Annotated in this window: 24 protein-coding genes and 1 other RNA gene; 12 read left to right on the forward strand and 13 right to left on the reverse strand. The window is 62.1% G+C overall.

What is annotated here, in order from left to right; genetic code table 11:
• Positions 1 to 882: tRNA (adenosine(37)-N6)-dimethylallyltransferase MiaA (gene miaA / locus AC1DWF_RS19320; RefSeq protein ID WP_476841947.1), on the reverse strand; the 882-nt coding region annotated here is incomplete at its 3' end.
• Between miaA and serB the strand changes: the two genes are divergently transcribed.
• Both serB and AC1DWF_RS19330 read left to right on the forward strand, forming a co-directional pair.
• Positions 872 to 1,756: a phosphoserine phosphatase SerB gene (gene serB, locus AC1DWF_RS19325; RefSeq protein ID WP_476782020.1), complete on the forward strand. Its 885-nt coding sequence runs from the start codon at positions 872 to 874 to the stop codon at positions 1,754 to 1,756. The two genes, miaA and serB, sit on opposite strands and share 11 nt — an antisense overlap.
• On the forward strand, positions 1,756 to 2,328 hold the full coding sequence (locus tag AC1DWF_RS19330; RefSeq protein ID WP_476782043.1) for a GNAT family N-acetyltransferase: 573 nt from the start codon (positions 1,756 to 1,758) through the stop codon (positions 2,326 to 2,328). Before serB ends, AC1DWF_RS19330 begins: the two co-directional genes overlap by 1 nt.
• 43 nt (positions 2,329 to 2,371) lie before the next feature.
• On the opposite strand, the gene AC1DWF_RS19335 is transcribed toward AC1DWF_RS19330, so the two are convergent.
• The 7 genes from AC1DWF_RS19335 to AC1DWF_RS19365 form a co-directional block, all read right to left on the reverse strand.
• Entirely contained in the window at positions 2,372 to 3,880 is a 1,509-nt protein-coding gene (locus AC1DWF_RS19335) for a DegQ family serine endoprotease (protein WP_476841945.1), read from the reverse strand.
• Between the two features lie 124 nt (positions 3,881 to 4,004).
• Positions 4,005 to 4,190, reverse strand: a complete 186-nt coding sequence (locus AC1DWF_RS19340; protein WP_476788556.1) for a DUF2065 domain-containing protein — start codon at positions 4,188 to 4,190, stop codon at positions 4,005 to 4,007.
• 3 nt (positions 4,191 to 4,193) lie between these two features.
• A complete protein-coding gene (gene hflC, locus AC1DWF_RS19345; RefSeq protein WP_476782023.1) occupies positions 4,194 to 5,141 on the reverse strand; it encodes a protease modulator HflC in 948 nt (315 codons plus the stop codon).
• Entirely contained in the window at positions 5,141 to 6,244 is a 1,104-nt protein-coding gene (gene hflK / locus AC1DWF_RS19350) for an FtsH protease activity modulator HflK (protein ID WP_476782024.1), read from the reverse strand. Before hflK ends, hflC begins: the two co-directional genes overlap by 1 nt.
• A 149-nt stretch (positions 6,245 to 6,393) precedes the next feature.
• Positions 6,394 to 6,912, reverse strand: a complete 519-nt coding sequence (locus AC1DWF_RS19355; protein ID WP_476782025.1) for a dihydrofolate reductase — start codon at positions 6,910 to 6,912, stop codon at positions 6,394 to 6,396.
• Between the two features lie 42 nt (positions 6,913 to 6,954).
• Entirely contained in the window at positions 6,955 to 7,980 is a 1,026-nt protein-coding gene (locus AC1DWF_RS19360) for a DUF4424 domain-containing protein (RefSeq protein WP_476782026.1), read from the reverse strand.
• Between the two features lie 90 nt (positions 7,981 to 8,070).
• Positions 8,071 to 8,508, reverse strand: coding sequence for an Lrp/AsnC family transcriptional regulator (locus tag AC1DWF_RS19365; protein ID WP_476782027.1), 438 nt, complete (start codon positions 8,506 to 8,508; stop codon positions 8,071 to 8,073).
• A gap of 129 nt (positions 8,509 to 8,637) precedes the next feature.
• Here AC1DWF_RS19365 and rocF point away from each other — a divergent pair, with 129 nt between their 5' ends.
• Both rocF and AC1DWF_RS19375 read left to right on the forward strand, forming a co-directional pair.
• On the forward strand, positions 8,638 to 9,558 hold the full coding sequence (gene rocF / locus AC1DWF_RS19370; protein WP_476782028.1) for an arginase: 921 nt from the start codon (positions 8,638 to 8,640) through the stop codon (positions 9,556 to 9,558).
• Positions 9,558 to 10,610, forward strand: a complete 1,053-nt coding sequence (locus tag AC1DWF_RS19375; protein WP_476782029.1) for an ornithine cyclodeaminase — start codon at positions 9,558 to 9,560, stop codon at positions 10,608 to 10,610. Before rocF ends, AC1DWF_RS19375 begins: the two co-directional genes overlap by 1 nt.
• Before the next feature lie 4 nt (positions 10,611 to 10,614).
• On the opposite strand, the gene AC1DWF_RS19380 is transcribed toward AC1DWF_RS19375, so the two are convergent.
• Complete coding sequence (locus AC1DWF_RS19380) at positions 10,615 to 11,793, reverse strand: acetate/propionate family kinase (RefSeq protein WP_476782030.1); 1,179 nt, start codon at positions 11,791 to 11,793, stop codon at positions 10,615 to 10,617.
• A gap of 5 nt (positions 11,794 to 11,798) precedes the next feature.
• Positions 11,799 to 14,186 carry a phosphoketolase family protein gene (locus tag AC1DWF_RS19385; RefSeq protein ID WP_476788559.1) on the reverse strand — a complete coding sequence of 796 codons (2,388 nt, stop codon included), beginning with the start codon at positions 14,184 to 14,186 and terminating at the stop codon, positions 11,799 to 11,801.
• Positions 14,187 to 14,389: 203 nt separating this feature from the next.
• On the opposite strand from AC1DWF_RS19385, the gene AC1DWF_RS19390 reads away from it, so the two are divergent.
• The 6 genes from AC1DWF_RS19390 to AC1DWF_RS19415 all read left to right on the forward strand — a co-directional run bounded on the left by AC1DWF_RS19390 (position 14,390) and on the right by AC1DWF_RS19415 (position 18,954).
• On the forward strand, positions 14,390 to 14,968 hold the full coding sequence (locus AC1DWF_RS19390; RefSeq protein ID WP_476782032.1) for a hypothetical protein: 579 nt from the start codon (positions 14,390 to 14,392) through the stop codon (positions 14,966 to 14,968).
• Position 14,969: 1 nt separating this feature from the next.
• Positions 14,970 to 15,632: an ABC transporter ATP-binding protein gene (locus tag AC1DWF_RS19395; RefSeq protein WP_476782033.1), complete on the forward strand. Its 663-nt coding sequence runs from the start codon at positions 14,970 to 14,972 to the stop codon at positions 15,630 to 15,632.
• A complete protein-coding gene (locus AC1DWF_RS19400) occupies positions 15,625 to 16,308 on the forward strand; it encodes an ABC transporter ATP-binding protein (RefSeq protein ID WP_476782034.1) in 684 nt (227 codons plus the stop codon). The genes AC1DWF_RS19395 and AC1DWF_RS19400 overlap by 8 nt, the downstream gene beginning before the upstream one ends.
• Positions 16,305 to 17,939: an FtsX-like permease family protein gene (locus AC1DWF_RS19405; protein ID WP_476782035.1), complete on the forward strand. Its 1,635-nt coding sequence runs from the start codon at positions 16,305 to 16,307 to the stop codon at positions 17,937 to 17,939. The genes AC1DWF_RS19400 and AC1DWF_RS19405 overlap by 4 nt, the downstream gene beginning before the upstream one ends.
• Positions 17,940 to 18,040: 101 nt before the next feature.
• Positions 18,041 to 18,421 carry a hypothetical protein gene (locus tag AC1DWF_RS19410; protein WP_476782036.1) on the forward strand — a complete coding sequence of 127 codons (381 nt, stop codon included), beginning with the start codon at positions 18,041 to 18,043 and terminating at the stop codon, positions 18,419 to 18,421.
• Positions 18,421 to 18,954, forward strand: coding sequence for an FtsX-like permease family protein (locus tag AC1DWF_RS19415; RefSeq protein WP_476782037.1), 534 nt, complete (start codon positions 18,421 to 18,423; stop codon positions 18,952 to 18,954). Before AC1DWF_RS19410 ends, AC1DWF_RS19415 begins: the two co-directional genes overlap by 1 nt.
• 9 nt (positions 18,955 to 18,963) lie before the next feature.
• Here the strand turns inward: AC1DWF_RS19415 and AC1DWF_RS19420 are convergent, their stop codons facing one another.
• Together AC1DWF_RS19420 and AC1DWF_RS19425 are read right to left on the reverse strand one after the other, a co-directional pair.
• Positions 18,964 to 19,758: a thymidylate synthase gene (locus AC1DWF_RS19420; RefSeq protein ID WP_476782038.1), complete on the reverse strand. Its 795-nt coding sequence runs from the start codon at positions 19,756 to 19,758 to the stop codon at positions 18,964 to 18,966.
• Between the two features lie 144 nt (positions 19,759 to 19,902).
• Entirely contained in the window at positions 19,903 to 20,214 is a 312-nt protein-coding gene (locus AC1DWF_RS19425) for a DUF2853 family protein (protein WP_476782039.1), read from the reverse strand.
• A 181-nt stretch (positions 20,215 to 20,395) separates the two neighbouring features.
• Here AC1DWF_RS19425 and ssrA point away from each other — a divergent pair.
• Both ssrA and AC1DWF_RS19435 read left to right on the forward strand, forming a co-directional pair.
• Positions 20,396 to 20,754, forward strand: a transfer-messenger RNA (tmRNA) gene (gene ssrA / locus AC1DWF_RS19430).
• Between the two features lie 115 nt (positions 20,755 to 20,869).
• Positions 20,870 to 21,427 (forward strand): AAA family ATPase, encoded by a 558-nt coding sequence (locus tag AC1DWF_RS19435; protein WP_476782040.1) that lies wholly within the window; start codon positions 20,870 to 20,872, stop codon positions 21,425 to 21,427.
• Here the strand turns inward: AC1DWF_RS19435 and AC1DWF_RS19440 are convergent.
• Positions 21,420 to 21,651: diguanylate cyclase domain-containing protein (locus tag AC1DWF_RS19440; protein WP_476841946.1), on the reverse strand; the 232-nt coding region annotated here is incomplete at its 5' end. The genes AC1DWF_RS19435 and AC1DWF_RS19440 overlap by 8 nt on opposite strands.

Genomic DNA, 21,651 nt, shown 5'->3' on the forward strand with positions numbered 1-21,651 from the left:
CTGGTTGCGGAACCACGTCGACTGCCGCTTGGAATATTGGCGCGTCGCGATCTTTGCACGCTCGATCGCCTCGTCGAAGCTCATCTCGCCGGCCATGGCGCCAGCCAACTCACGCACGCCGATCGCCTTCATCGCCGGCAGTTCCGGAGCAAGCCGCATGGCGGTGATCGCCTTCACCTCGTCCAGCGCGCCAAGCTCGATCATCTTGTCGAAACGCGCATCGATACGCTTGATCAGCAATTCGCGCTCGGGTTCGATCACAATGAAGCGCGCCGTGGCAATGTCGATCATCGGGTGCCCCTTGTCCGCCTGCCATTTCAGGATCGAGCGGCCTGAGGCCTCCAGCACCTCCAGCGCGCGCACGATGCGCTGGCCGTCGCTGGCCTTGAGCCTCATGGCCACCGCGCTGTCCACATTCATCAGCAACCGGTGCAGCATGGGGGCGCCCTCCTCATTGAGCCGCCAGCGCCAGCGATCGCGGATTTCGGTGGGAATTTCGGGCATTTCCGAAATTCCTTCGGCCAGGGCTCGAAAATAGAGCCCGGTCCCGCCGACGAAGATCGGCGGCTTTTCGACAAACAGCCCACTGTCGGCCAGCACCGCCACGTCGCGCAGCCAGCTGCCCGTCGAATAAGCTGTCGCCGGCGACACATGGCCGTAAAGGAAGTGGCGCACGCGCATGAGATCATCAGTGCTCGGCCGGGCCGTCAGCACGTTGAGCACGCTGTAGACCTGCATCGAATCGGCGTTGACGATCACCCCGCCGTCGCGCTCGGCAAGACGCAGCGCCAGCGCCGACTTGCCGCTGGCGGTCGGCCCGGCTATCAGGGTCGCGTTCTTGATGCGCCCCTCGCTTGTTCCGGAATTTTCGATGCCACTGATCGCCACGCTGATTTCCCACCCGGACCGCGCTCTGCTGGTGCCGTCCCTTGCCGATAAGGCCTCTCGCGCCCTTGGTGCAAGCGGCTTTGTTTGGCTGGACGAGGCCATTGCMTGCGACATCGCTTTGCCCGCTGGACTTTCTGCCGACGATGCACACGCCGCGCTCACTTCCACCCTTGCCAGCGAAGCCATCGATTTCGCTGTCCAGGACAACGCGAAGCGTAGGAAAAAGATCCTGATCGCCGACATGGATTCGACCATGATCGACCAGGAATGCATCGACGAACTCGCCGACGAGATCGGCGTCAAGGATCGCGTCGCCGACATCACCGCACGCTCGATGAATGGCGAGATCGCCTTCGAACCCGCCCTGCGCGAGCGCGTGGCGCTGCTCGCCGGTCTCGACGCCTCGGTCATCGACCGCATCATCGATATCAGGCTGACCCTTGCCTCGGGCGGCAAGACGCTGGTCGCCACGATGAAGGCGCATGGCGCTTACACAGCCTTGGTCTCCGGCGGCTTTGACGTCTTCACCTCGCGCATCGCCAAGATGATCGGCTTCGACGAAAACCGCGCCAATCACCTGATCGAGGCTGATGGCCGCCTCACCGGCAAGGTTTCCGAGCCGATCCTCGGCCGCGCTGCCAAGGCCGATGCGCTGAACGAGATTTCCGCACGCCTCGGCCTCACCCCGGACGATGCCATTGCAGTCGGCGACGGCGCCAACGACCTCGACATGATCCGCCTTGCAGGTTCTGGCATCGCCCTTCACGCCAAGCCGTCGGTGGCAGCGCAAGCAAAGATCCGTATCGACAATTCCGACCTCACCGCCCTGCTTTATCTCCAGGGCTACAGCCGCGCCGAGTTCGCATGATGAAAGAGATCCGCACCGAACGCCTGATTTTGCGCAACTGGGAAGAACGCGACCGCGCGCTCTTCCACCGCATCAATTCGGACGCGCAGGTTATGGAGTTCTTCGGCATGCGCCGCACCAGGGCGGAGAGCGACGAACTGTTCGACAAGCTTCGCGGCAACATCGACTGCGACGGCTTTGGCTTCAGCGCAGCCGAGATTGCCGCCACTGGAGAATGCATCGGCTTCGTCGGCATCAACCGCACCGACCTCGCACCCTTTATCCCCCGCGGCATGATGGAGATCGGCTGGCGGCTCGCGCCCGAATTCTGGGGCAAGGGCTACGTCACTGAGGCGTCCGAGGCCTTGCTCGCCTATTGCTTCGAGACGTTGAACCTCGACGAGGTCGTCTCCTTCGCGGTTTCGCACAACCATCGTTCGACCGCCGTCATGCAGCGCCTCGGCATGCGCCACGATATTGCGGGCGACTTCGACCATCCGCGCGTGCCTGACACGCACCCCGAGCTCAAGCGCCACGCGCTCTACCGGCTGTCGCAAGCCGAATGGCAGCAACGCAAAAAGGCGGCTAGGTAGCCGCCTTTTCTATGTCTTCAAAGACTTGTCCGAGTTTTCGGACTCAGTCCATGCGCAGCGTCACGAACCGCAACTCACCGGTCTTGGACGCCAGCATCAGCAAAGCGTTCTTGCGACCCTGTTCCTTGAGCGCAGCGATACGGTCCATCACCTCTTTCGGCATCGACACCGATTCCTGGGCGATTTCGGTGATCACCTCGCCGGCAACGATACCGCGCTCGGCTGCGGCCGAGTCCTTTGCGACTGATGTCACCACGACACCGGAAACTTCGGCGGCAATGCCAAACTTGGCGCGCGTGTCGTCGTTGAGTTCGCCGATGGTCATGCCGAGCACGCTGGTCGGTGCAACCACGGCACCCTTGTCGGCACCTTCGGCGGGCTTGGTGGCTTCGCCCTCGGCCAGTTTCTCGCCGTCCTCGAGCCGGCCGAGCGTCACCTTGACTGTCTGCTCGACGCCCTTGCGCACGATCACCACATCGACAGCCTTGCCCACCGGGCTTTCGGCAACCACCCGCGGCAGGTCACGCATCTCGACGATGTCCTTGCCGTCGAACTTGATGACCACGTCGCCAGGCAGGATTTGTCCCTTGTCGACGGGCCCGCCCTTGATAATGCCGGCAATCAGCGCGCCCTTGGCGGTGGCCATGCCGAGGCTTTCGGCGATATCGTCGGTCACCGGCTGGATGCGCACGCCAAGCCAGCCACGACGCGTCTCACCGAATTGCTTGAGCTGATCGACAACGCCGGCCGCGATCTCGGATGGAATGGAAAAACCGATACCGATCGAGCCGCCCGACGGCGAAATGATCGCCGTGTTGATGCCGATCACCTCGCCAAACATKTTGAACAGCGGCCCCCCCGAATTGCCGCGATTGATCGCGGCGTCGGTCTGGATGAAATCGTCATATGGGCCCGAATTGATGTCGCGATTACGCGCCGACACGATGCCCAGGGTCACCGTACCGCCGAGGCCGAACGGGTTGCCGATCGCCATCACCCAGTCGCCGATCCGCATCTTGTTGGAATCGCCGAACTTCACCGCCGTCAGCTTCTTGGCCTTCGGATCGATCTTCAGCACCGCGATATCGGTCTTGGTGTCGGTGCCGACCAGCGTGGCTTTCAGCTTCGAGCCATCGGAAAAATTCACCTCGATCTCGTCGGCGTCGGCAATGACGTGGTTGTTGGTGACAACGATGCCCTGCTCGGCATCGACGATGAAGCCGGAACCGAGCGATTGCACCTTCTGCGAGCCGCCATTGTCCTGGCCTCCGCGGTTCTTGAAGAACTCGTCGAAGAAATCCTGGAACGGCGAGCCTTCCGGCAGTTGCGGCATCGGAACGGCGTTCTCGCCCTCTCCGCCCTTCACCGTCTGCGACGTCGAGATGTTGACGACCGCGCCAAGCAGGCCTTCGGCGAGGTTGGCGACCGATTCCGGCCCTTGCGCCAAGGCAGGTGTCACGAAGGATGGCACCGCTATGGCACCAATCATCAGCGCCGTGGTGGCGGCCAGAGAGGCCTTTCGCATGGCGCGCAAAAGGGGCGTGGAAATCATCAGGGAAGCCTCCCAGGGCTGTCTTGTCATTGATCGCGCCGGGCCGTCCGAACGCGAAGCGTCATGATGAAAACAAATAAGGCCTGTTTGCGGCCAATGCTACCGGCACGGAATAATTCATCCGTTATCCCCGGATGAGCCAGACGACGCCGACACCGATGACGATCGCGGCAAGGCCCACAGTCCTGAGCAGGGCGTCAGGCATTTCAGTCACCTGCGCCGCCATCTTCTTGACGGCGGAAGGAAAGCCGCCATAGACCAGGCCCTCGAAAACGAGAACCAGGCCTATGGCGACGATAAAGTCCTGCACTGCTTAGTTGCTGGTGCTGGGGGCTGCGACGCCGGCCGAGGGGGCTGGCGTTGCCTTGGCTGCCGGTGCTTTGCCGCTTTCCGGGTTGCGGAAGTAGCGGAAGAACTCCGATTCCGGCGACAGCACCATTGTCGTGCCGTCGGCATTCAACGCCGTGCCGTAGGCGCTCATCGACCGGTAGAAGTCGAAGAACTCAGGATCGCGGTTGAAGGCATCGGCGAACACGGCGGAGCGCTGGGCTTCGCCTTCACCGCGCAGGATTTCCGATTCCTTTTGCGCTTCGGCGACAGTCTCGACCACTTCGCGGTCGGCACGGGCGCGGATGCGCTGTGCCGCTTCCCGGCCGCGTGCCCTCAGCCTTTCGGCCTCGGCCAGACGTTCGGCCTTCATGCGGTCATAGGTCTGCTGCGACACCTCGGCGGTCAGATCCGTACGGCGGATGCGGACATCCTGGATCTCGAGGCCAAGCGATGTCGCGTCAGGCTGCAACTGATCGCGAACCTCGCGCATCATTGCCGCACGCTCTTCCGAGAGCGCGGCTTCAAAGCCGCGCACACCGTAGACCCGGCGCAGGGCCGCATCGAAGCGGGTACGAAGGCGCTGTTCGGCCAGTTCCACGCTACCCGAGACGGTCTGTCGGAACTTGCGGGCATCGTTGATGCGATAGGCGATGAAGGCATCGACATCGTAGAACTTGCCGCCCGAGACCTGGACGCGAATGTCATCAAGGTCGAGCCGCATGACGCGGTCCTCGATGACCTGTACGTTGTCGGCCTCGAACATCGAGAACGGTGCCTTGAAGTAGATGCCGGGCTCGGTTTTGACGTCGACGATTTCGCCGAAGCGCAGCACGATGACCTGCTGGCGTTCATTGACCACGAAGATCGACGACCAGATCAGAATCAGGACGATTACGGCGAAGACGCCGATGATGGGGAGACGATTTGACATTACTTGCCTCCCGCCGCGGCCGGAGCGCGCTTCTGCAGTTCAGGTAGCGGCAGATAGGGCACCACGCCCTGCCCGTTGCCTTGCTCGACGATCACCTTGCTGGAGCCCTGCAGCACCTTTTCCATGGTCTCGAGATAGAGACGCTTGCGGGTCACGTCAGGCGCCTTGGCATATTCGTCATAGACCGAGATGAAGCGCTGGGCCTCACCTTCGGCTTCCTGGACGACGCGGTTCTTGTAGGCGGCCGCGTCTTCGCGCACCTGAGCCGCTTCACCGCGCGCCTGGCCGAGCTTCTGGTTGGAATACTGGTTGGATTCCTCGACGAAGCGGTCCTCGTCCTGTTCGGCACGCTGCACTTCATCGAATGCATCGGCAACTTCGCGCGGCGGTGCCGCGTCCTCGATCGAAATCGCGTTGACTGAAAGGCCAGCGCCATAGTCGTCAAGCGTCGCCTGGATGATGTCGCGCACGCCTGAAGCGATACCCTGGCGGTCGTCGCGGAAGATGTCCTGCGCCGGCCGGCGCCCGACCACTTCGCGCATCGCGCTTTCGGCGATCTGGCGAACCATGATGTCGGGTTCGGAGACGTTGAACAGATAGGCCTCCGGGTTGGAGACCTGATAGGCGACGGAGAACTTCACGTCGACGATGTTCTGGTCGCCCGAAAGCATCAGGCCCGAAGACGTATTGCCACGAACTTCGCCGATGTCGACAAGCTTTTCAGCCGTATTGACCTTCTCGACAGTCTCGATCGGCCACCAATGGAAGTGCAGACCTGGCTGCGACAGTTCCTGCTTGGGCTTGCCGAAACGCAGTTCAACGGCGAGTTCGTCAGGCTGCACGGTGTAGATCGACTGGAACGCCCAGAACGCGATCAATCCCGCGCCGATCAGGCCAAACAGCACGGCGCTCGAGCCGCTGCCACCCGGAAGCGCGCGCTTGAGCTTGTCTTGGCCCCTGCGAATGATGTCTTCGAGATCGGGAGGAGAACCCTGCGGTCCGCTTGGTCGCGGTCCTTGCCCCCATGGGCCACCGCCGCCCCCGCCACCGCTGCCGCCGCCCCATGGGCCGCCGCCGCCTCCATTTTGATTGTTCCAGGGCATGAATGTCCTTTCAACTACGAAACAATGGCGGCCGCGCCTGAGACGGCCGCTTAATTACTGACACCATCTATAGTGATGCGAGCAAGCGCTTTCAACGCGACGGCACGTAAGTGCCTCTGATTTCACTACATATGTATGAAGCCGTGCCCTCAATGCACCTCGCGGCGCTTCTCGTAAACTGTGTAGCGTGTCGCATGGCTGTCTTTCTCGCCTGCGGGAAAGTCCTGCGAGCTTGCGACAGCCCAGATGCTCGGCTCGATCGCGGGAAAGCGCGTGTCGCCGTCAGGGCTGGCCAGCACATGGGTGACGTGCAGCCGGTCCGCCAGCGGCAGCGCCTGGCGGTAGATTTCGCCACCGCCGATCACGCAGATTTCATTGGCGCCCGGCATGCAGCGGCCCTTGGCTATGGCCAAGGTGATGGCGTCTTCGACCGACTGCACCGTTTCCGCACCATCGATTCGGTAGCTTGGATCGCGGCTCACGACGATGTTGAGCCGGCCCGGCAACGGCTTGCCAATGCTCTCATAGGTCTTGCGCCCCATGATGATCGGCTTGCCCATCGTATCGGCCTTGAAGCGCTTGAGATCGCTCGACAGCTTCCATGGCAGGCCATTATCCCGCCCGATCACGCCGTTTTCGGCAATCGCCACATAGATCGCAACGTCCATCCGCCGCCCTTCCCGTTCCAGACGAATCTCCCGCCCGGCCTGTCATCTCTGGGTATCGTAAGGCTGCAGGATCAGAATATCGACATCGCGCTCTGGATAATAATCCTCGGCGCTCATCTCGAAGGTCGTTGGACCCGTCTTCTTCACCCCAGTCCCACAAAAGCTGACGATGTTGGCTGGACCGCCCTTGTCGATGGTCAGCTTGAATTTGCCGATGGTGCCGAGCGCCCAATTGCCACCGGTCGTCAGCACATACGAAACCCGGCTCTCGCTATAGGGCGGATAGCCGTCGGTGGACACCTTCGCCGCCTTGGCCACCGCACGCTCGAACCCTTCGTCGAGGCAGTACTTGGCTTTATAGTCGTCATATTCGCCCTGGAATTTACCATCCGTGAAAAAGCTGACGCCAGCCGTGCCGCCAACGCTCGGCTTGTAGCTATGCGCCACCTTCACCGGCTTCCCCGCAGGAAACGTCGCCTTCCACCAATAGGCCGAGCGCAGCTTCCAGAACGGCTCGCGCACGCGTTTCATGCCCGTGCCGTCGTCATATTCGCTGATGGTGATGATGCCGCGGTTCTGCCAATCGTCGGCAACCTCGTCCTTGAGCTTTTCCAGTGCCTTGTAGGTCACCTCGCCGAACGGCAGGAACGGTATGCCATTGGCTACCAGATCGGCTGAGATATCCACCTCTGCGGCGAATGCGTTGTGCTGGAGTTCGGGCATTATGTCCTTGCCGTCGATCGAAACCGAAAAGCCGAGAAAATTGTCGCTGGTCTCATCGGGCACGCCGGTCATCCAATCCGGACTGCCATCGATGTCGGGCATCGGAAACGCCACGACTGTTTCGATATCCTTGTCCGAATTGTTGCGGAAGACATAGTCGACCTTGACCTTGTCCATCGAGATGAACAGGTCCTCGCTCTCCATGGCGATCTGGTCGGTGCGGCCGAGGATCAGCCCGCCGGTGCCGAGTTCCGCCGTCGAGTCGTTGGCCGATGCTGGTGCCGCCAAAAACAACCCTGCGGCAACGAACCAGGACCGCAGGCACATTGAGCTAATCGCCGACATTCGCCCTTCTCCTCCCAGCCAAACCCGCTCCGCGCAAAACGATTTTATTTTGGCGAGGCAGCGCAGTCCAGACCGGCCATATCGCCGATACTAAAGCTTGGCCTTGGTGCTGCGTGGCGTGGCCAGCAAAATGCTGGTCTCGCTTCCGGTAATGCCGGGGATGAGCCTGATCCGGCGCAACACGGCATCGAAATCCGTCAGCGTCGACGTCCCCAGTTCGACCACGAGATCCCAGCGCCCGTTGGTCGTGTGGATTTGCGACACCTCCGAAAAACCGCCCAGCACTCGGATCACCCGGTCGGAAACGTGCCCTTCGATTTCGATCAGCATGATGCCACGAACGGCCTGGCCAACAGCCTCGGCACGCAGGATGACGGTATAGCCGATAATGTCGCCGGACTTCTCCAGACGCTCCATGCGCGTGCGCACCGTGGCGCGCGAAACGCCCAGATCAACCGCCAGATCGGAGATGCTGCGCCGACCCTGATGGCGGAGCAGCGTTACCAGCCTTTTGTCCAAATCGTCCATCTTGGTTCCATTTTGCTCAATATGGCCTTCATATTGCACAATTCTCATATCAGATGTGTCACTTCAAGCGCTTCAATTTGCCAGGCCAGGGCTGTTCAATGCGCGTTCATTTCACATGGACGGCAACGAATGCACTGCAAGATTTTGGGCGCACCGGTTCAGGACGGAGCCGGCCGCATGGGCTGCGAGATGGGGCCAAGCGCCCTGCGCACTGCGGGTCTCGCCGCGGCACTGACRGAACTGGGCCACAGCCTGACCGATCTCGGCACGGTGGTTCCCCAGCCTGTCCAGGTCGCCGAACACAACAACCAGGCGCTGAAATCGCTACCGGAAATTGCCGCTTGGACGGCTGCCATCGCCGAAGCTGCCTATGCCGCCAGCGCCGACGGCATGCCCATTTTCTTGGGCGGCGATCACAGCATCAGCGCCGGTACCCTTTCCGGCGTTGCCCGCCGTGCAGCAGAGCAAGGCCGGCCGCTTTTTGTGCTCTGGCTCGACGCGCATCCGGATTTCCACACGCTCGACACGACCGCCAGCGGCAATCTGCATGGCGTGCCGCTCGCCTATGCCAGCGGGCTTCCGGGTTTCGACGGCTATTTTCCCACCCTTTCTGCTAAGGTCGACCCCAAGCGCATCTGCACGCTCGGCATCCGCAGCGTCGACCCCGCCGAGCGCCAGGCGCTGATGCAGGCAGGCGTCACAGTTCATGACATGCGCACGATCGACGAATATGGCATCGCCCCGCTGCTGCGGGCCTTCCTCGAACGCGTCGCGGCGGAGAACGGGCTCCTGCATGTCAGCCTCGACGTCGATTTCCTCGACCCCTCGATCGCGCCCGCCGTCGGCACCACAGTGCCGGGCGGCGCCACGTTCCGCGAAGCGCATCTGGCGATGGAGATGCTGCATGACAGCGGCCTCGTCTCCAGCCTCGATCTCGTCGAACTCAATCCATTCCTCGACGAACGCGGGCGCACCGCAAGCCTGATGGTCGACCTTACGGCGTCGCTGATGGGCCGCCGCATCATGGACCGCCCGACAAGGAGCTTCTGATGACTATCCCAAACCTCAACATCGTTCCCTTTGTCAGCGTCGACAACATGATGAAGCTGGTCCTGGAAGTCGGCGTCGACCGTTTGCTCACCGAGCTCGCCGGCTACATCGAAGAGGATTTCAAGCGCTGGGAGCTGTTCGACAAGACACCCCGGCTTGCCTCGCACAGCCATGACGGCGTCATCGAACTGATGCCGACCAGCGACGGCCAGCTCTATGGCTTCAAATATGTCAACGGCCACCCCAAGAACACGCGCCAGGGCCGCCAGACCGTAACCGCCTTTGGCGTGCTCGCCGATGTCGGCTCGGGCTACCCGATGCTGCTGACCGAGATGACCATTCTGACTGCCTTGCGCACCGCCGCAACCTCGGCGGTCGCGGCAAAATATCTGGCGCCGAAAGGCTCCGACACCATGGCGATCATCGGCAACGGCGCCCAGTCGGAATTCCAGGCATTGGCCTTCAAGGCGCTGCTCGGCGTCAACAAGCTGCGCCTGTTCGACATCGACATCGAGGCAAGCCGCAAATGCGCGCGCAATCTCGACGGGCTCGGCTTCGAGATCACCATCTGCAAAACCGGCCAGGAAGCGGTGGAAGGATCGCAGATCATCACCACCGTCACCGCCGACAAGCAGAATGCGACGATCCTCACCGACAACATGGTCGGATCAGGCGTTCACATCAATGCCGTCGGCGGCGATTGCCCCGGCAAGACGGAACTGCACAGCGACATCCTTTTGCGTTCTGAAATCGTTGTCGAGTACCCGCCACAAACACGCATAGAAGGCGAGATCCAGCAGCTCGACGCCAATCATCCGGTCATCGAACTCTGGCAGGTGATCACGGGGCAGGCCACAGGCCGCAAGGACGAGCGGCAGATCACGCTGTTTGATTCGGTTGGGTTTGCGATTGAGGACTTCTCGGCACTTCGCTATGTCCGCGACAAGCTTCGCACCACCAGGCGTTACGAAGAACTTGACCTGCTTGCCGACCCGGACGAGCCTCGCGATCTGTTCGGTATGCTGTTGCGCCATCAAAAAACGCTGGCGTAAGCGGCTAGCCTGCCCCGATCTCGCTGATCAGCGCGCTGGTTTGGCGAGCGATCGTCATCTCCTCATTGGTGGCGATCACCCGGACCTCGATCTTGCTCTCGGCCTGACTGATGAGGTCGCCTGGCTTCGACGGATCAAGCGTTACGCCCAACCAGCCAAGACGATCGCAGACTGCTTTTCTTATTTCGCCGGCATGCTCGCCGACACCGCCGGTGAAGACCAGAAGCTCAAGGCCCTGGAGCGTACTGGCCATCGCCGCGATGTTGCGTGCGATACTGAAGACAAACAGGTCGAGCGCTTCGGCGGCACGCGGATCGTCGCTGGCGAGCAGCACGCGTGTGTCTCCCGAAATGCCTGATACACCGAGCAGACCGGAGCGACGGTAGAGCAGTTGCTCGACTTCATTGACCGACAATCCCAGGGCCTCCTGAAGATACAGGACAATGCCCGGATCGATCGCCCCGGATCGCGTCGCCATCATCAACCCATCCAGGGCTGTGAAGCCCATGGTCGTATCCCGGCTTTTGCCGTTGACCATCGCGCACAGACTGCACCCGCTGCCCAGATGCGCAACGACCGTTTTCTTGGCTAGTAGCTCCGGTGCGATTTCGCCCAGTTGGCGGGCAATGAACTCGTAGGACAGGCCGTGAAAGCCGTAGCGTCGCAATCCCATCTCTTCATATTCGCGCGGAATGGCATAGCGGCTGGCAGGCGGTGCGAGCGTGCTGTGGAATGCCGTGTCGAAACAGCCGATCTGCAATAAGTCCGGCCGCAGCTTGGCCAACGCCCTTACCGGTCCCAGGCTAGCCGGCTGATGCAGGGGCGCAATCGGCGTCAGCGCGTCCAGCGCCGCGATGACCTCATTCGTCAGATGAACGGGGGCTGTGAAGCGGCTACCGCCATGCACGATACGATGCCCGACCGCGTCAATTTGCTCGCCACCGAGCAGCGGATCTAGAAAACCGAAAAGCTCGCCCAGCAATACGCCCGTCGACCTGTCGGGAAGGCTCAACGGCCGGTCGGCAAGAACGCCTCCACCTGCGTCCTTGGCCGAAAAGCGCGGCGTGTCGGCCAAGCCATCGAAGACGCCTCGCATCAGAGGCTCAACCTCGCTGTTCGACACGGCCTTGAACACGCCGAACTTGAGGCTGGATGAGCCAGCATTGAGAGCCAGAATGACCATCGGCTTTAGTTGCGCCAGGCCCAGTCGCGCACCTCGGGCATGTCTTCGCCATGCTCGCGCACGAACCGCCAGTGTTCGGCCAGCTTGTCTTCGAAGTGGCGCTTGGCTTTCGCCCCGTCAGCTCCCAGATCGCCGATCCTGTCGATCGCCTCGATGGCGAGATGATATCGGTCCGTCTCGTTGAGCACCGCCATGTCGAACGGGGTGGTCGTCGTGCCCTCCTCCTTGAACCCGCGAACGTGGAAACTGTCGTGGTTGTGGCGCCGGTAGGTCAGGCGGTGGATGAGGTATGGATAGCCGTGATAGGCGAAAATCACCGGCCTGTTGCCTGTAAACAAGGCGTCGAACGCATCGTCCGCCAGCCCGTGCGGATGCTCGCTGTTCGGCTGCAGCGTCATCAAGTCGACGACGTTGACGACGCGTATCCCCAAATTGGGCAGCGCGCTCCGCAGCAGGTCTACTGCAGCCAGCGTTTCCAGGGTCGGCACGTCGCCAGCGCAGGCCATGATCACATCAGGCTCGCCTTCTCCGCGCTCAGTCCCCGCCCAATGCCAAATGCCGGCACCCGCCTCGCAATGAGCGATGGCATCAGCCATGTTCAGCCATTGCGGCTGCGGCTGCTTGCCGGCAACGATGACGTTGATGCGGTCATAGGTGCGCAAGCAGTGATCGGTGACCCAAAGCAGCGTGTTCGCATCTGGCGGCAGGTAGATGCGCACGATGTCCGCCTTCTTGTTGGCGACCAGATCGACAAAGCCCGGATCCTGATGGCTGAAGCCGTTGTGATCCTGCCGCCAGACATGGGAGGTCAAAAGATAGTTCAGCGAGGCGACCGGCCGCCGCCAGGCCAGCCCGCGTGAAACCTTGAGCCATTTGGCGTGCTGGTTGAACATCGAGTCGACGATGTGGATGAAGGTTTCGTAGCAGGAAAAAAAGCCGTGCCGACCGGTCAGCAGATAGCCTTCCAGCCAGCCTTGGCAGAGATTTTCACTCAGCACCTCCATCACCCGGCCGTCATGCGCCAGATGCTCGTCATAAGGCTCGATGCCTTCCATCCACACCCGGTTGGTTACATCGAAAACGTCGTCGAGACGGTTGGAGGCGGTTTCGTCGGGCCCCATCAGCCGGAAATTGCGCGTCTCGGCGTTGAGCACCATCACCTGTCGCAGCAGGCGTCCCATGGCGCGCGTTGCCTCTGACGTGACGCCGCCGGGAGTAGCGACCTCGACGGCGAGCGAACGAAAATCCGGAAGCACGAGGTCGCGCTTGAGCAATCCGCCATTGGCGTGCGGGTTGGCGCCCATCCGGCGCTTGCCCTTCGGCGACAGCGCCTGCAGGTCCTCGTTCAACCGTCCCTCTTCGTCGAACAGCTTTTCAGGTCTGTAGCTGCGCATCCACGCTTCGAGCAGCTTGAGGTGACCGGCATCCTTTCTCGGGTCGGAGATCGGCACCTGATGCGCGCGCCAAAAACCCTCGACCTTCTTGCCGTCGACCTCCTTCGGTCCGGTCCAGCCCTTGGGGCTGTGCAGCACGATCATCGGCCAGTGCGGCCGATCGGAATTGCCGGCACTGCGCGCCATCGCCTGAATCTCGGTGATGCGCTTGAGCGCGAAGTCGAGCGTCGCCGCCATCTGCCGATGCATGTCTTCGGGATCATCGCCTTCGACGAACAGCGGCTCATGGCCATAGCCACGCAGCAGGCTGTCCAGCTCCGACTTCTCCATCCGAGCCAGGATCGTCGGATTGGCAATCTTGTAGCCGTTGAGATGCAGGATCGGCAGCACCGCACCGTCATGCACCGGGTTCAGGAACTTGTTCGAGTGCCACGAAGCCGCGAGCGTTCCGGTTTCAGCTTCGCCATCGCCAATGACACAGGCAACGACGAGGTCAGGATTGTCGAATGCCGCGCCATAGGCATGCACAAGCGCATAGCCGAGTTCACCGCCCTCATGGATGGAGCCGGGCGTCTCAGGGGCCACGTGGCTGGGAATACCGCCAGGAAAGGAGAACTGGCGGAAAAGCCTGCGTATCCCGTCGATATCGCGGCCGATCTCCGGATAAATTTCGCTGTAGCTGCCTTCGAGATAGGTATTGGCGACCATGCCGGGTCCACCGTGACCAGGGCCGCAGACATAGATCATGTCGAGGTCGCGCGCTTGGATGACCCGGTTGAGATGGGCATAGATGAAGTTGAGGCCGGGTGTCGTGCCCCAATGTCCAAGCAGTCTCGGCTTGATGTGCTCGGGTTTCAGCGGCTCGCGCAGCAACGGATTGTCGAGAAGATAGATCTGGCCGACCGAGAGATAGTTCGCCGCCTGCCAGTAGCGGTGGATCAGTTCCAATTCCTTGGCTTCGATCGTGTCTTGTCCACGGCCCGGAGCGACTTGTCCCATTGCAGTCCCCTTGCATGCATTCAGGAGGCGTAAGACGAACGTTTCCGGACGATAGGGCATCGACTGCGAGACGTCATGTCAATTGTCCCGCCCTGCCTCGGCAACCTTACAAAAGCGTATTGCACCGGCGAGGCGCCGGTAATGTCACAATGCGATGGTGAACTGGGCGGTGGCCGCCGTCGCGTGCAAGGAGAATTCTCGACATGATTCGGACCGCAATCCTGTCGAGCCTTCTTGCCTCATTTACGACGGCGGCCTGCACCCTCGCCGCCATGCCCTTGGCCGTGGCCGCCGAAATGCCGGTGCAAGCCGAGAAAAACCCGCCGGGCGATATTCCCGACACCCAGGTCTTCATCGATTACACGTCCAAGGACGGCTACGTGCTCAAGGTGCCTGAGGGCTGGGCGCGAACCGACATGCCGGCAGGCGCACGTTTCGTCGACAAGCTCGACGGTGTCGTGGTCACACTGTCCGACACAGGCGTGCCACCGACGGTCGACAGTGTGCGCACGGATTATCTGCCACAGCTGCAAAAGCAGGAGCGTGCCGTCAAGATCGACACAGTCAAGGCGGTCAAGCTGCCTGCGGGCAACGCCATCCGGATCGCTTACAGCTCGAACTCCGAACCCAACCAGGTCACTTCCAAGCAGGTTCGCCTCGAAAACCAGCGTTTTCTCTATTTCAGGGATGCCAAGCTCGTGGCGCTTGAGCTTTATGCGCCACTCGGTGCCGACAATGTCGACCAATGGAAGCTGATGTCGGAATCGTTTCAGTGGCGCTGAGATGGGCGTCCTTGCCGCACACGAACTCTATCGCTTCTACCATGTCGGCAACGATGAGACCGCAGCCCTTCGCGGGGTCAGCCTTTTCCTGTCGCCTGGTGAAATGGTGTCGGTCGTCGGCCCGTCGGGCAGCGGAAAATCCACGCTTCTGGCCTGCCTGACAGGCCTCGACGAGCCCGACGGTGGCTACGTCATGATCGGCGAGCAGCGCCTGACACGCCGTCCCGAAGCAGAACGGGCGGCCATCAGGGCGGCGAATTTCGGCATCCTGCAACAGTCCGGCAATCTGTTCCAGCACCTGACGGTTGGCGAAAACATCTGGCTGTCGATGCTTCTGGCCGGCAAGACCGACCAGCGGCGGCTCGACGCGTTGTTGCAGGCTGTCGGGCTTTCCCAGCGCGCGCAAAACTACCCGTCGCAACTCTCCGGCGGCGAAACCGCACGTGCGGGCCTTGCGGCGGCACTCGCCGCCGACCCGCCAGTGCTGGTCGCCGACGAACCGACGGCCGAGATCGACAGGGACTCCGAGCAACGCCTGCTCGAGCATTTCGAAGTCAGGCGGGTTGCCGGCAAGGCGACGCTGATCGCGACACACAGCGCAGCGCTCGCCGCGCGCGCCGATCGCATCATCCATCTTGCCGATGGGCGGATCGACAATGGTTGAGCCGCTCGTCGTCACCTCAGGCATCTCCAGAAGCTCCGCCGACGGCGTGCACGACAAGCTCGTGGTTCTTGATGACATCAACTGCCGCATAGATGCAGGCGACCGCATCGCGCTTGTCGGTGCCTCGGGCAGCGGCAAGACCACGCTGCTGCACCTCTTGGGTGGGCTCGATGCGCCTTCGTCCGGCGCGATCATGTGGCCGGCGCTCGGCACACGCGCCATGCTGCGGCCTGGCAAGGTGGCGTTCGTGTTCCAGACGCCCAGCCTGTTTCCGGCACTGACAGTGTTGCAGAATGTCGGCCTGCCGCTGGTCTTGATGGAGAGCAACGACGATGTCGACGGCAAGGCGGCGGCAGTCCTCGAGCGATTCGAGCTGTCCGAGCTTGCCCAAAAGCTGCCCGAGGAGCTTTCCGGCGGCCAGGCCCAGCGGGTCGCCATGGCGCGCGCGCTCGTCACCGGCCCACGCCTGGTGCTCGCCGACGAGCCTACCGGCCAGCTCGACAGTGCCACCGCACAGCATTTCATCGATCTCACCATAGATTTCATTCGCAACACCGGTGCCGCGCTGGTCATTGCGACCCATGACGAGGCGGTGGCTGAACGAATGAGCCTGCGCTGGTCGATCGATCGGGGCAGGCTTTCCCATCCCGCCGAGCCGCAACGGAGGCGCGCGTGAACCACCTCTGGCTGCTTGGCCTCCTGCGCCGGCGCTACGGGCGTCTTCTGGGTGCCGCAGCAGGTATTGCGGTGACCGTCGCACTGCTAGCCGCCCTGTCGACGTTCCTCGCTCAAAGCAGCAGCTCGATGACGCGCCGCGCGGCATCTGGCGTGCCGATCGACTGGCAGGTCGAAACGGTGCCCAGCGCCGATCTCAACTTGATCCGTGATGCTGTCGGCAAATCCGCGGCGGTCTCTGCCATGAGGCAGGTGCTTTACGCCGGCACGGATGGGCTCGAGGCCAGTGCTGGCGGCACGGTGCAAACGACCGGTCCCGGCAAGGTAATCGCCTTCGACGAAGGCTACCTCACGGATTTTCCGCAAGAAGTCCGGCTTCTGTCGGGCAGCGCGAGCGGCGTGTTGGCCGCGCAGCAGACCGCAGCCAACCTGCATGTCGCCCCCGGCGACATGGTCACCATCAAGCGGGTCGGGCTGCCGCCGGTCACCGTCAAGCTCGACGGCGTGGTCGAACTGCCCGATGCCGACGCGCTGTTCCAGGGTGTGGGCCTGCCGCCGCAGGCTGCTCCGCAGGCACCACCTGATAATGTGCTCATCGTGCCTGTCGACGAATGGCAGCGGATATTTGCGCCGCAGCAGGCCACGCGGCCAGATACGACGCGCACGCAGCTTCACGTCAAGCTGGACCATGGCCATCTGCCCGCAAGGCCGGCCGACGCCTGGACAATGGTGACAGGTGCCGCCCGAAACCTTGAAGCAGCCGTGGCCGGGCAAGCGCTGGTCGCCAACAACCTTGGCGCCCGCCTTGATGCGGTACGCAGCGATTCGCTTTATGCGGCGGTGCTGTTCTTGTTTCTCGGCGTGCCCGGCGTGGCCCTTGCCTGCCTGCTGACCTTCGCGGTTGCCTCGACCGGAGCGGGTCATCGCCGGGCCGAACAGGCCCTGCTCAGGGTCCGTGGCGCAAGCGTGCGCCGTATCCTGTTGCTGACCTCGGCCGAAGCGCTTCTGGTCGCGGCCGTCGGCATAACGCTCGGCCTGGTCATGGCGCAGCTTTTCGCGCGGCTGCGCTTCGGCGGTGACGCCCGGCTTGGCGTCGCAGCCCTTGTGCTGTCGGTGGCGGTCGGCCTCGCGCTCACACTCGTTGCCTTCCTCACCCCAGCTTGGCGCGACAGCCGCGGCCTGAGTGTCAGCGCCTCGCGGCGCACCGTCGGCCGCGCCGGCTCGCCGCTGTGGAAACGCCATTGGCTCGATGTCGTCCTGCTTTTGGGCGCGCTGCTGTTTTTCTGGCAGTCAGCCAGATCAGGCTACCAGGTCGTACTGGCGCCCGAGGGCGTCGCCGCCACGTCGGTCGACTACAACGCCTTCATCGCCCCCGCTTTGTTCTGGATCGGCTCGGCGCTGCTGGCGATCCGCATCTCGGCGCGGATCATAGGCGGCAATGGCACGTTGCTGAAACTTCTGATCCGGCCGGTGGCGGGCAGGCTGTCGACGGTCGTTGCGGCAGCTCTGTCGCATCAGTCTCGGCGGATCACCCATGGCATCGCGATGACCGCGCTCGCCGTCTCCTTTGCGGTGTCGACGGCGGTCTTCAACACCACCTACAACGCCCAGGCCCGGTCGACGCCGAACTGACAAATGGCTCCGATGTCACCGTCTTCGGCACCGCCACCCATCCGGCCGGTGCCAGGCTGACACAGCTCGCCGCCCTGCCCGATGTGGTGGCAGCAGCGCCGATGCAGCACCGCTTCGCCTATGTCGGTGCCGACCTGCAGGATCTCTACGGCATCGACCCGGTGGCGATCGATGACGCGACCGATTTCCCTGACGCCTATTTCGCCGGCGGCAAGGCTGCCAATGTGCTGGCCACCCTTGCCGAAACGCCGAACGGCGTGCTTGTGTCGCAAGAAACCGTGCAGGATTTCCAGCTCTCCGTCGGCGACACCATCAATCTGAGACTGATGAACATTGCCGACCACCAGTATCATCCGGTTCCGTTCACATTCATCGGTGTGACGCGCGAGTTCCCGACCGCGCACCGAAGGACTCATTCCTCGTCGCGAATGCCGCCTACATCGCCAAGACGACCGGCGCGGACGCCAGCGACTATGTGCTGATGCGGGCAAAAGGCGATCCGGCGGCCCTCGCCCACGCCGCCTCTGCGGCGCTGGCAAACGATCCGGCTTTGCAAGTCAAGGATGTCGGTTCAGCCGCCCACATCATCGGCTCCGGCCTGACGGCTCTCGATCTGTCGGGCCTCACCGCGATCGAGCTCGCTTTTGCGCTCGGTATGGCGGTCGCGGCTGCCGGCCTGATGCTCGGGCTGGGCTTCCTCGACCGGCGTCGCAGTTTCGCGATCCTTACGGCTATCGGGGCAAAACCGCACCAGCTCGCGGCATTCCTGTGGGGCGAAGGCCTGCTGGTGGCCGTGGGCGGGCTCGTCTTCGGCCTGCTCTCAGGCCTCACCATGGCCTGGATGCTGGTCAAGCTGCTGACTGGTGTGTTCGACCCGCCACCGGAAGCCCTGGCTATCCCGGCAAGCTATCTGGCTTTGGTGCTGGTGCTTTTGCTGGCATCGATCGCCGCTGCCGTACTGATGACCCGCAACGTCGGCCGGGCCAAGGCGGCGGAACTGCTGCGCGACCTCTAAGAGCCGCGCCTACACCGCAATCGGGGCGCGGATCGTCGCGTCGGCGATATAGTTCTCCAGCCGGAAATCCTCGAAGCGGAAGGCAAACAGGTCCTTCACTTCAGGGTTGATCCACATCGTCGGCAGCGCCTTGGGCGTGCGAGAAAGCTGCTCGCGCGCTTGGTCGAAATGATTATGGTAGATATGCGCATCGCCCAGCGTGTGGACAAAATCGCCGGGCTTCAGCCCCGTCACCTGCGCAACCATCATCGTCAAAAGCGCGTAAGACGCGATGTTGAATGGCACTCCCAGGAAGATGTCGGCCGAGCGTTGGTAGAGCTGGCACGACAGCTTGCCGTCCGAGACGTAGAACTGGAACAGGCAATGGCATGGCGGCAGCGCCATGGCGTCCACCTCCTCGGGATTCCACGCCGAAACGATCAGCCGCCGCGAATTCGGGTTCTTGCGGATCTGGTTCAGGAGAACCGCGATCTGGTCGATCTCGCCGCCATCGCGCGTCGGCCACGACCGCCACTGCTTGCCATAGACCGGGCCGAGGTCGCCGTTTTCGTCGGCCCACTCGTCCCAGATCGTCACGCCATTGTCGTTGAGGTACTTGATGTTGGTGTCGCCGGCGAGAAACCACAACAGCTCGTGGATGATCGACTTGAGATGCAGCTTCTTGGTGGTGACGACAGGAAAGCCCTTCGCCAGGTCGAAACGCATCTGATGGCCGAACACTGAGCGCGTGCCCGTGCCGGTACGATCGCCACGGTCGGAGCCGTTTTCGAGGACGTGGCTGAGAAGGTCGAGATACTGGCGCATCGGTCGGGCTCGATTCGGGAGTTGCCCGATCATAGCGGACCGGTGCCGTCCAAGGCAACGAAGCCGCTTTATCCCCAACCGCGTTAAACGACCAACGCCGGGCTTGGGGCCCGGCGCCAGAAAATCGATAGCAATGGGCGCAGCTTACAGCGCGCCAAGCTTTCCGAGTTCCTTGGCCACCAGATAATAAAAGGTGACGCGGTTTTTGGTGTTGTCGGCCGACATCGCCTTGCAGACCTTTTCCAGCGCGCCATCGGCTTTCTTTTCGTCCTCGACGCCAAGCTTCTTGGCGATCCAGCCGGCTTTGACCCGGTCGAGTTCTTTGGGATCCGTGCAGGAGACCAGGGAGGAATCGCGGTTCCTGAGCGCAATGCCCAGATGCTTGACGATCTTGGTCACCACCTCTTCCTTGGCGCCAGCATCGTATTTCTTCACGTCTGCAAGATAGTCACTCATATGAATTCCCCTCGTCGACGAATTGATGTCATCTCCCGTGGGGATTGCCGGCCTTGACCGCTTCAAGCGCAATGCAGGCACCCCAGCGGCCGAAGCTTCGGTTCGCGCACGACGCGAGTCAACCCTGCGTCTTCGCGTGGTCTCACAAATCTGTCGGATGACTGCTACGACTTGCGGTTCCGACCTTTCCTTTTGCGCCCGGCCTCCTTATATCAGGGTCGTCAGCTTGTCTGACTATGGCGATAAACTGCCGATGAAATAAGCCATTCGGACCCGGGGGCGGTACCCGGCGCCTCCACCAAAAGTCGTCGCAGTCGAACGACGGTTTTTGCTGGGGGCGAAATAGGATCGACGAGGGTGTAAAGATCGGACTTTTGCCCGGCATAGTACCACCGTTATCGGGCTAAACTTGTAGTTGCAAACGACAACTATGCGGAAGCACGTCTCGCAGCGTAAGCTGTGCGATAGCTTCAAATTAAGCCCTAGAGGTTCGCACTTCTAGGCGGGGTTCGGAGGTACCTGGCAACAGAAACCTCCACTTCTCCCCCCTTCCAAAATTTTCATCGCCGGCTAACGCTGGCTTTGCCGTTGTCTGGCCTTAGCCAGTCGCGGTCGGCTTGCCCATGGCCGGTCCCGTTTCATCCGGAGACCTTTCATGCCTCATAATTCCAATCGTTTCTTTGTGCTGACCGGCGGCCCTGGCTCGGGCAAGTCCACATTGGTCGAACATCTTGCCGCCGCAGGATTTGCCACCTCGGTCGAGGCCGGGCGCGGCATCATCAGGGGTCAGGTGGCAATTTCTGGAACGGCCCTGCCCTGGCACGACCGCGCGCTTTTCGCCGAACTCATGCTGTCATGGGAGATGCGCTCGCATACGATTGCAATGACGACTTCCGGCCCCGCCTTTTTCGATCGCGGCGTGCCCGATGTCATCGGCTATCTCAAACTTATCGGCCTACCGGTACCGACGCATGCAGAAAAGGCTGCCCAGGCATTTCGCTACAACCCCAAGGTGTTCATCCTGCCGCATTGGCCCGAGATCTTCGCTCAAGACAGCGAGCGCAAGCAGGATGAAGACGAGGCCCGACGCACCCACGCCAGCATGGTCGAGACATATACCGCTTGCGGCTATGACCTCGTCGAGGTCCCAAAGGTCCCCGTCGAGCAACGGCTGGCCTTCATTCTCGACAACGTGAGCAAGTCTCTCACCTGACGAATCGGGCGGCGCTCGGCAGCTGCAGCCCTTCGGCAAAAGTGCGGTTACGGCCGGCACGCTTGGCGGCATAGAGGATCTTGTCGGCGCGGCCGATGGCGTCCCAAAGCCCTTCGCCCGCATGGAATTCGGCGATGCCGAAGCTGCAGGTGACAGCGAAATCGTCAGGCAGTTCGTCGAAGCGCACGTCGGCAATCGCGCGGCGCAATTCTTCCGTCAACAAG

The sequence above is a fragment of the Aminobacter sp. P4_D5 genome, assembly GCF_056401815.1.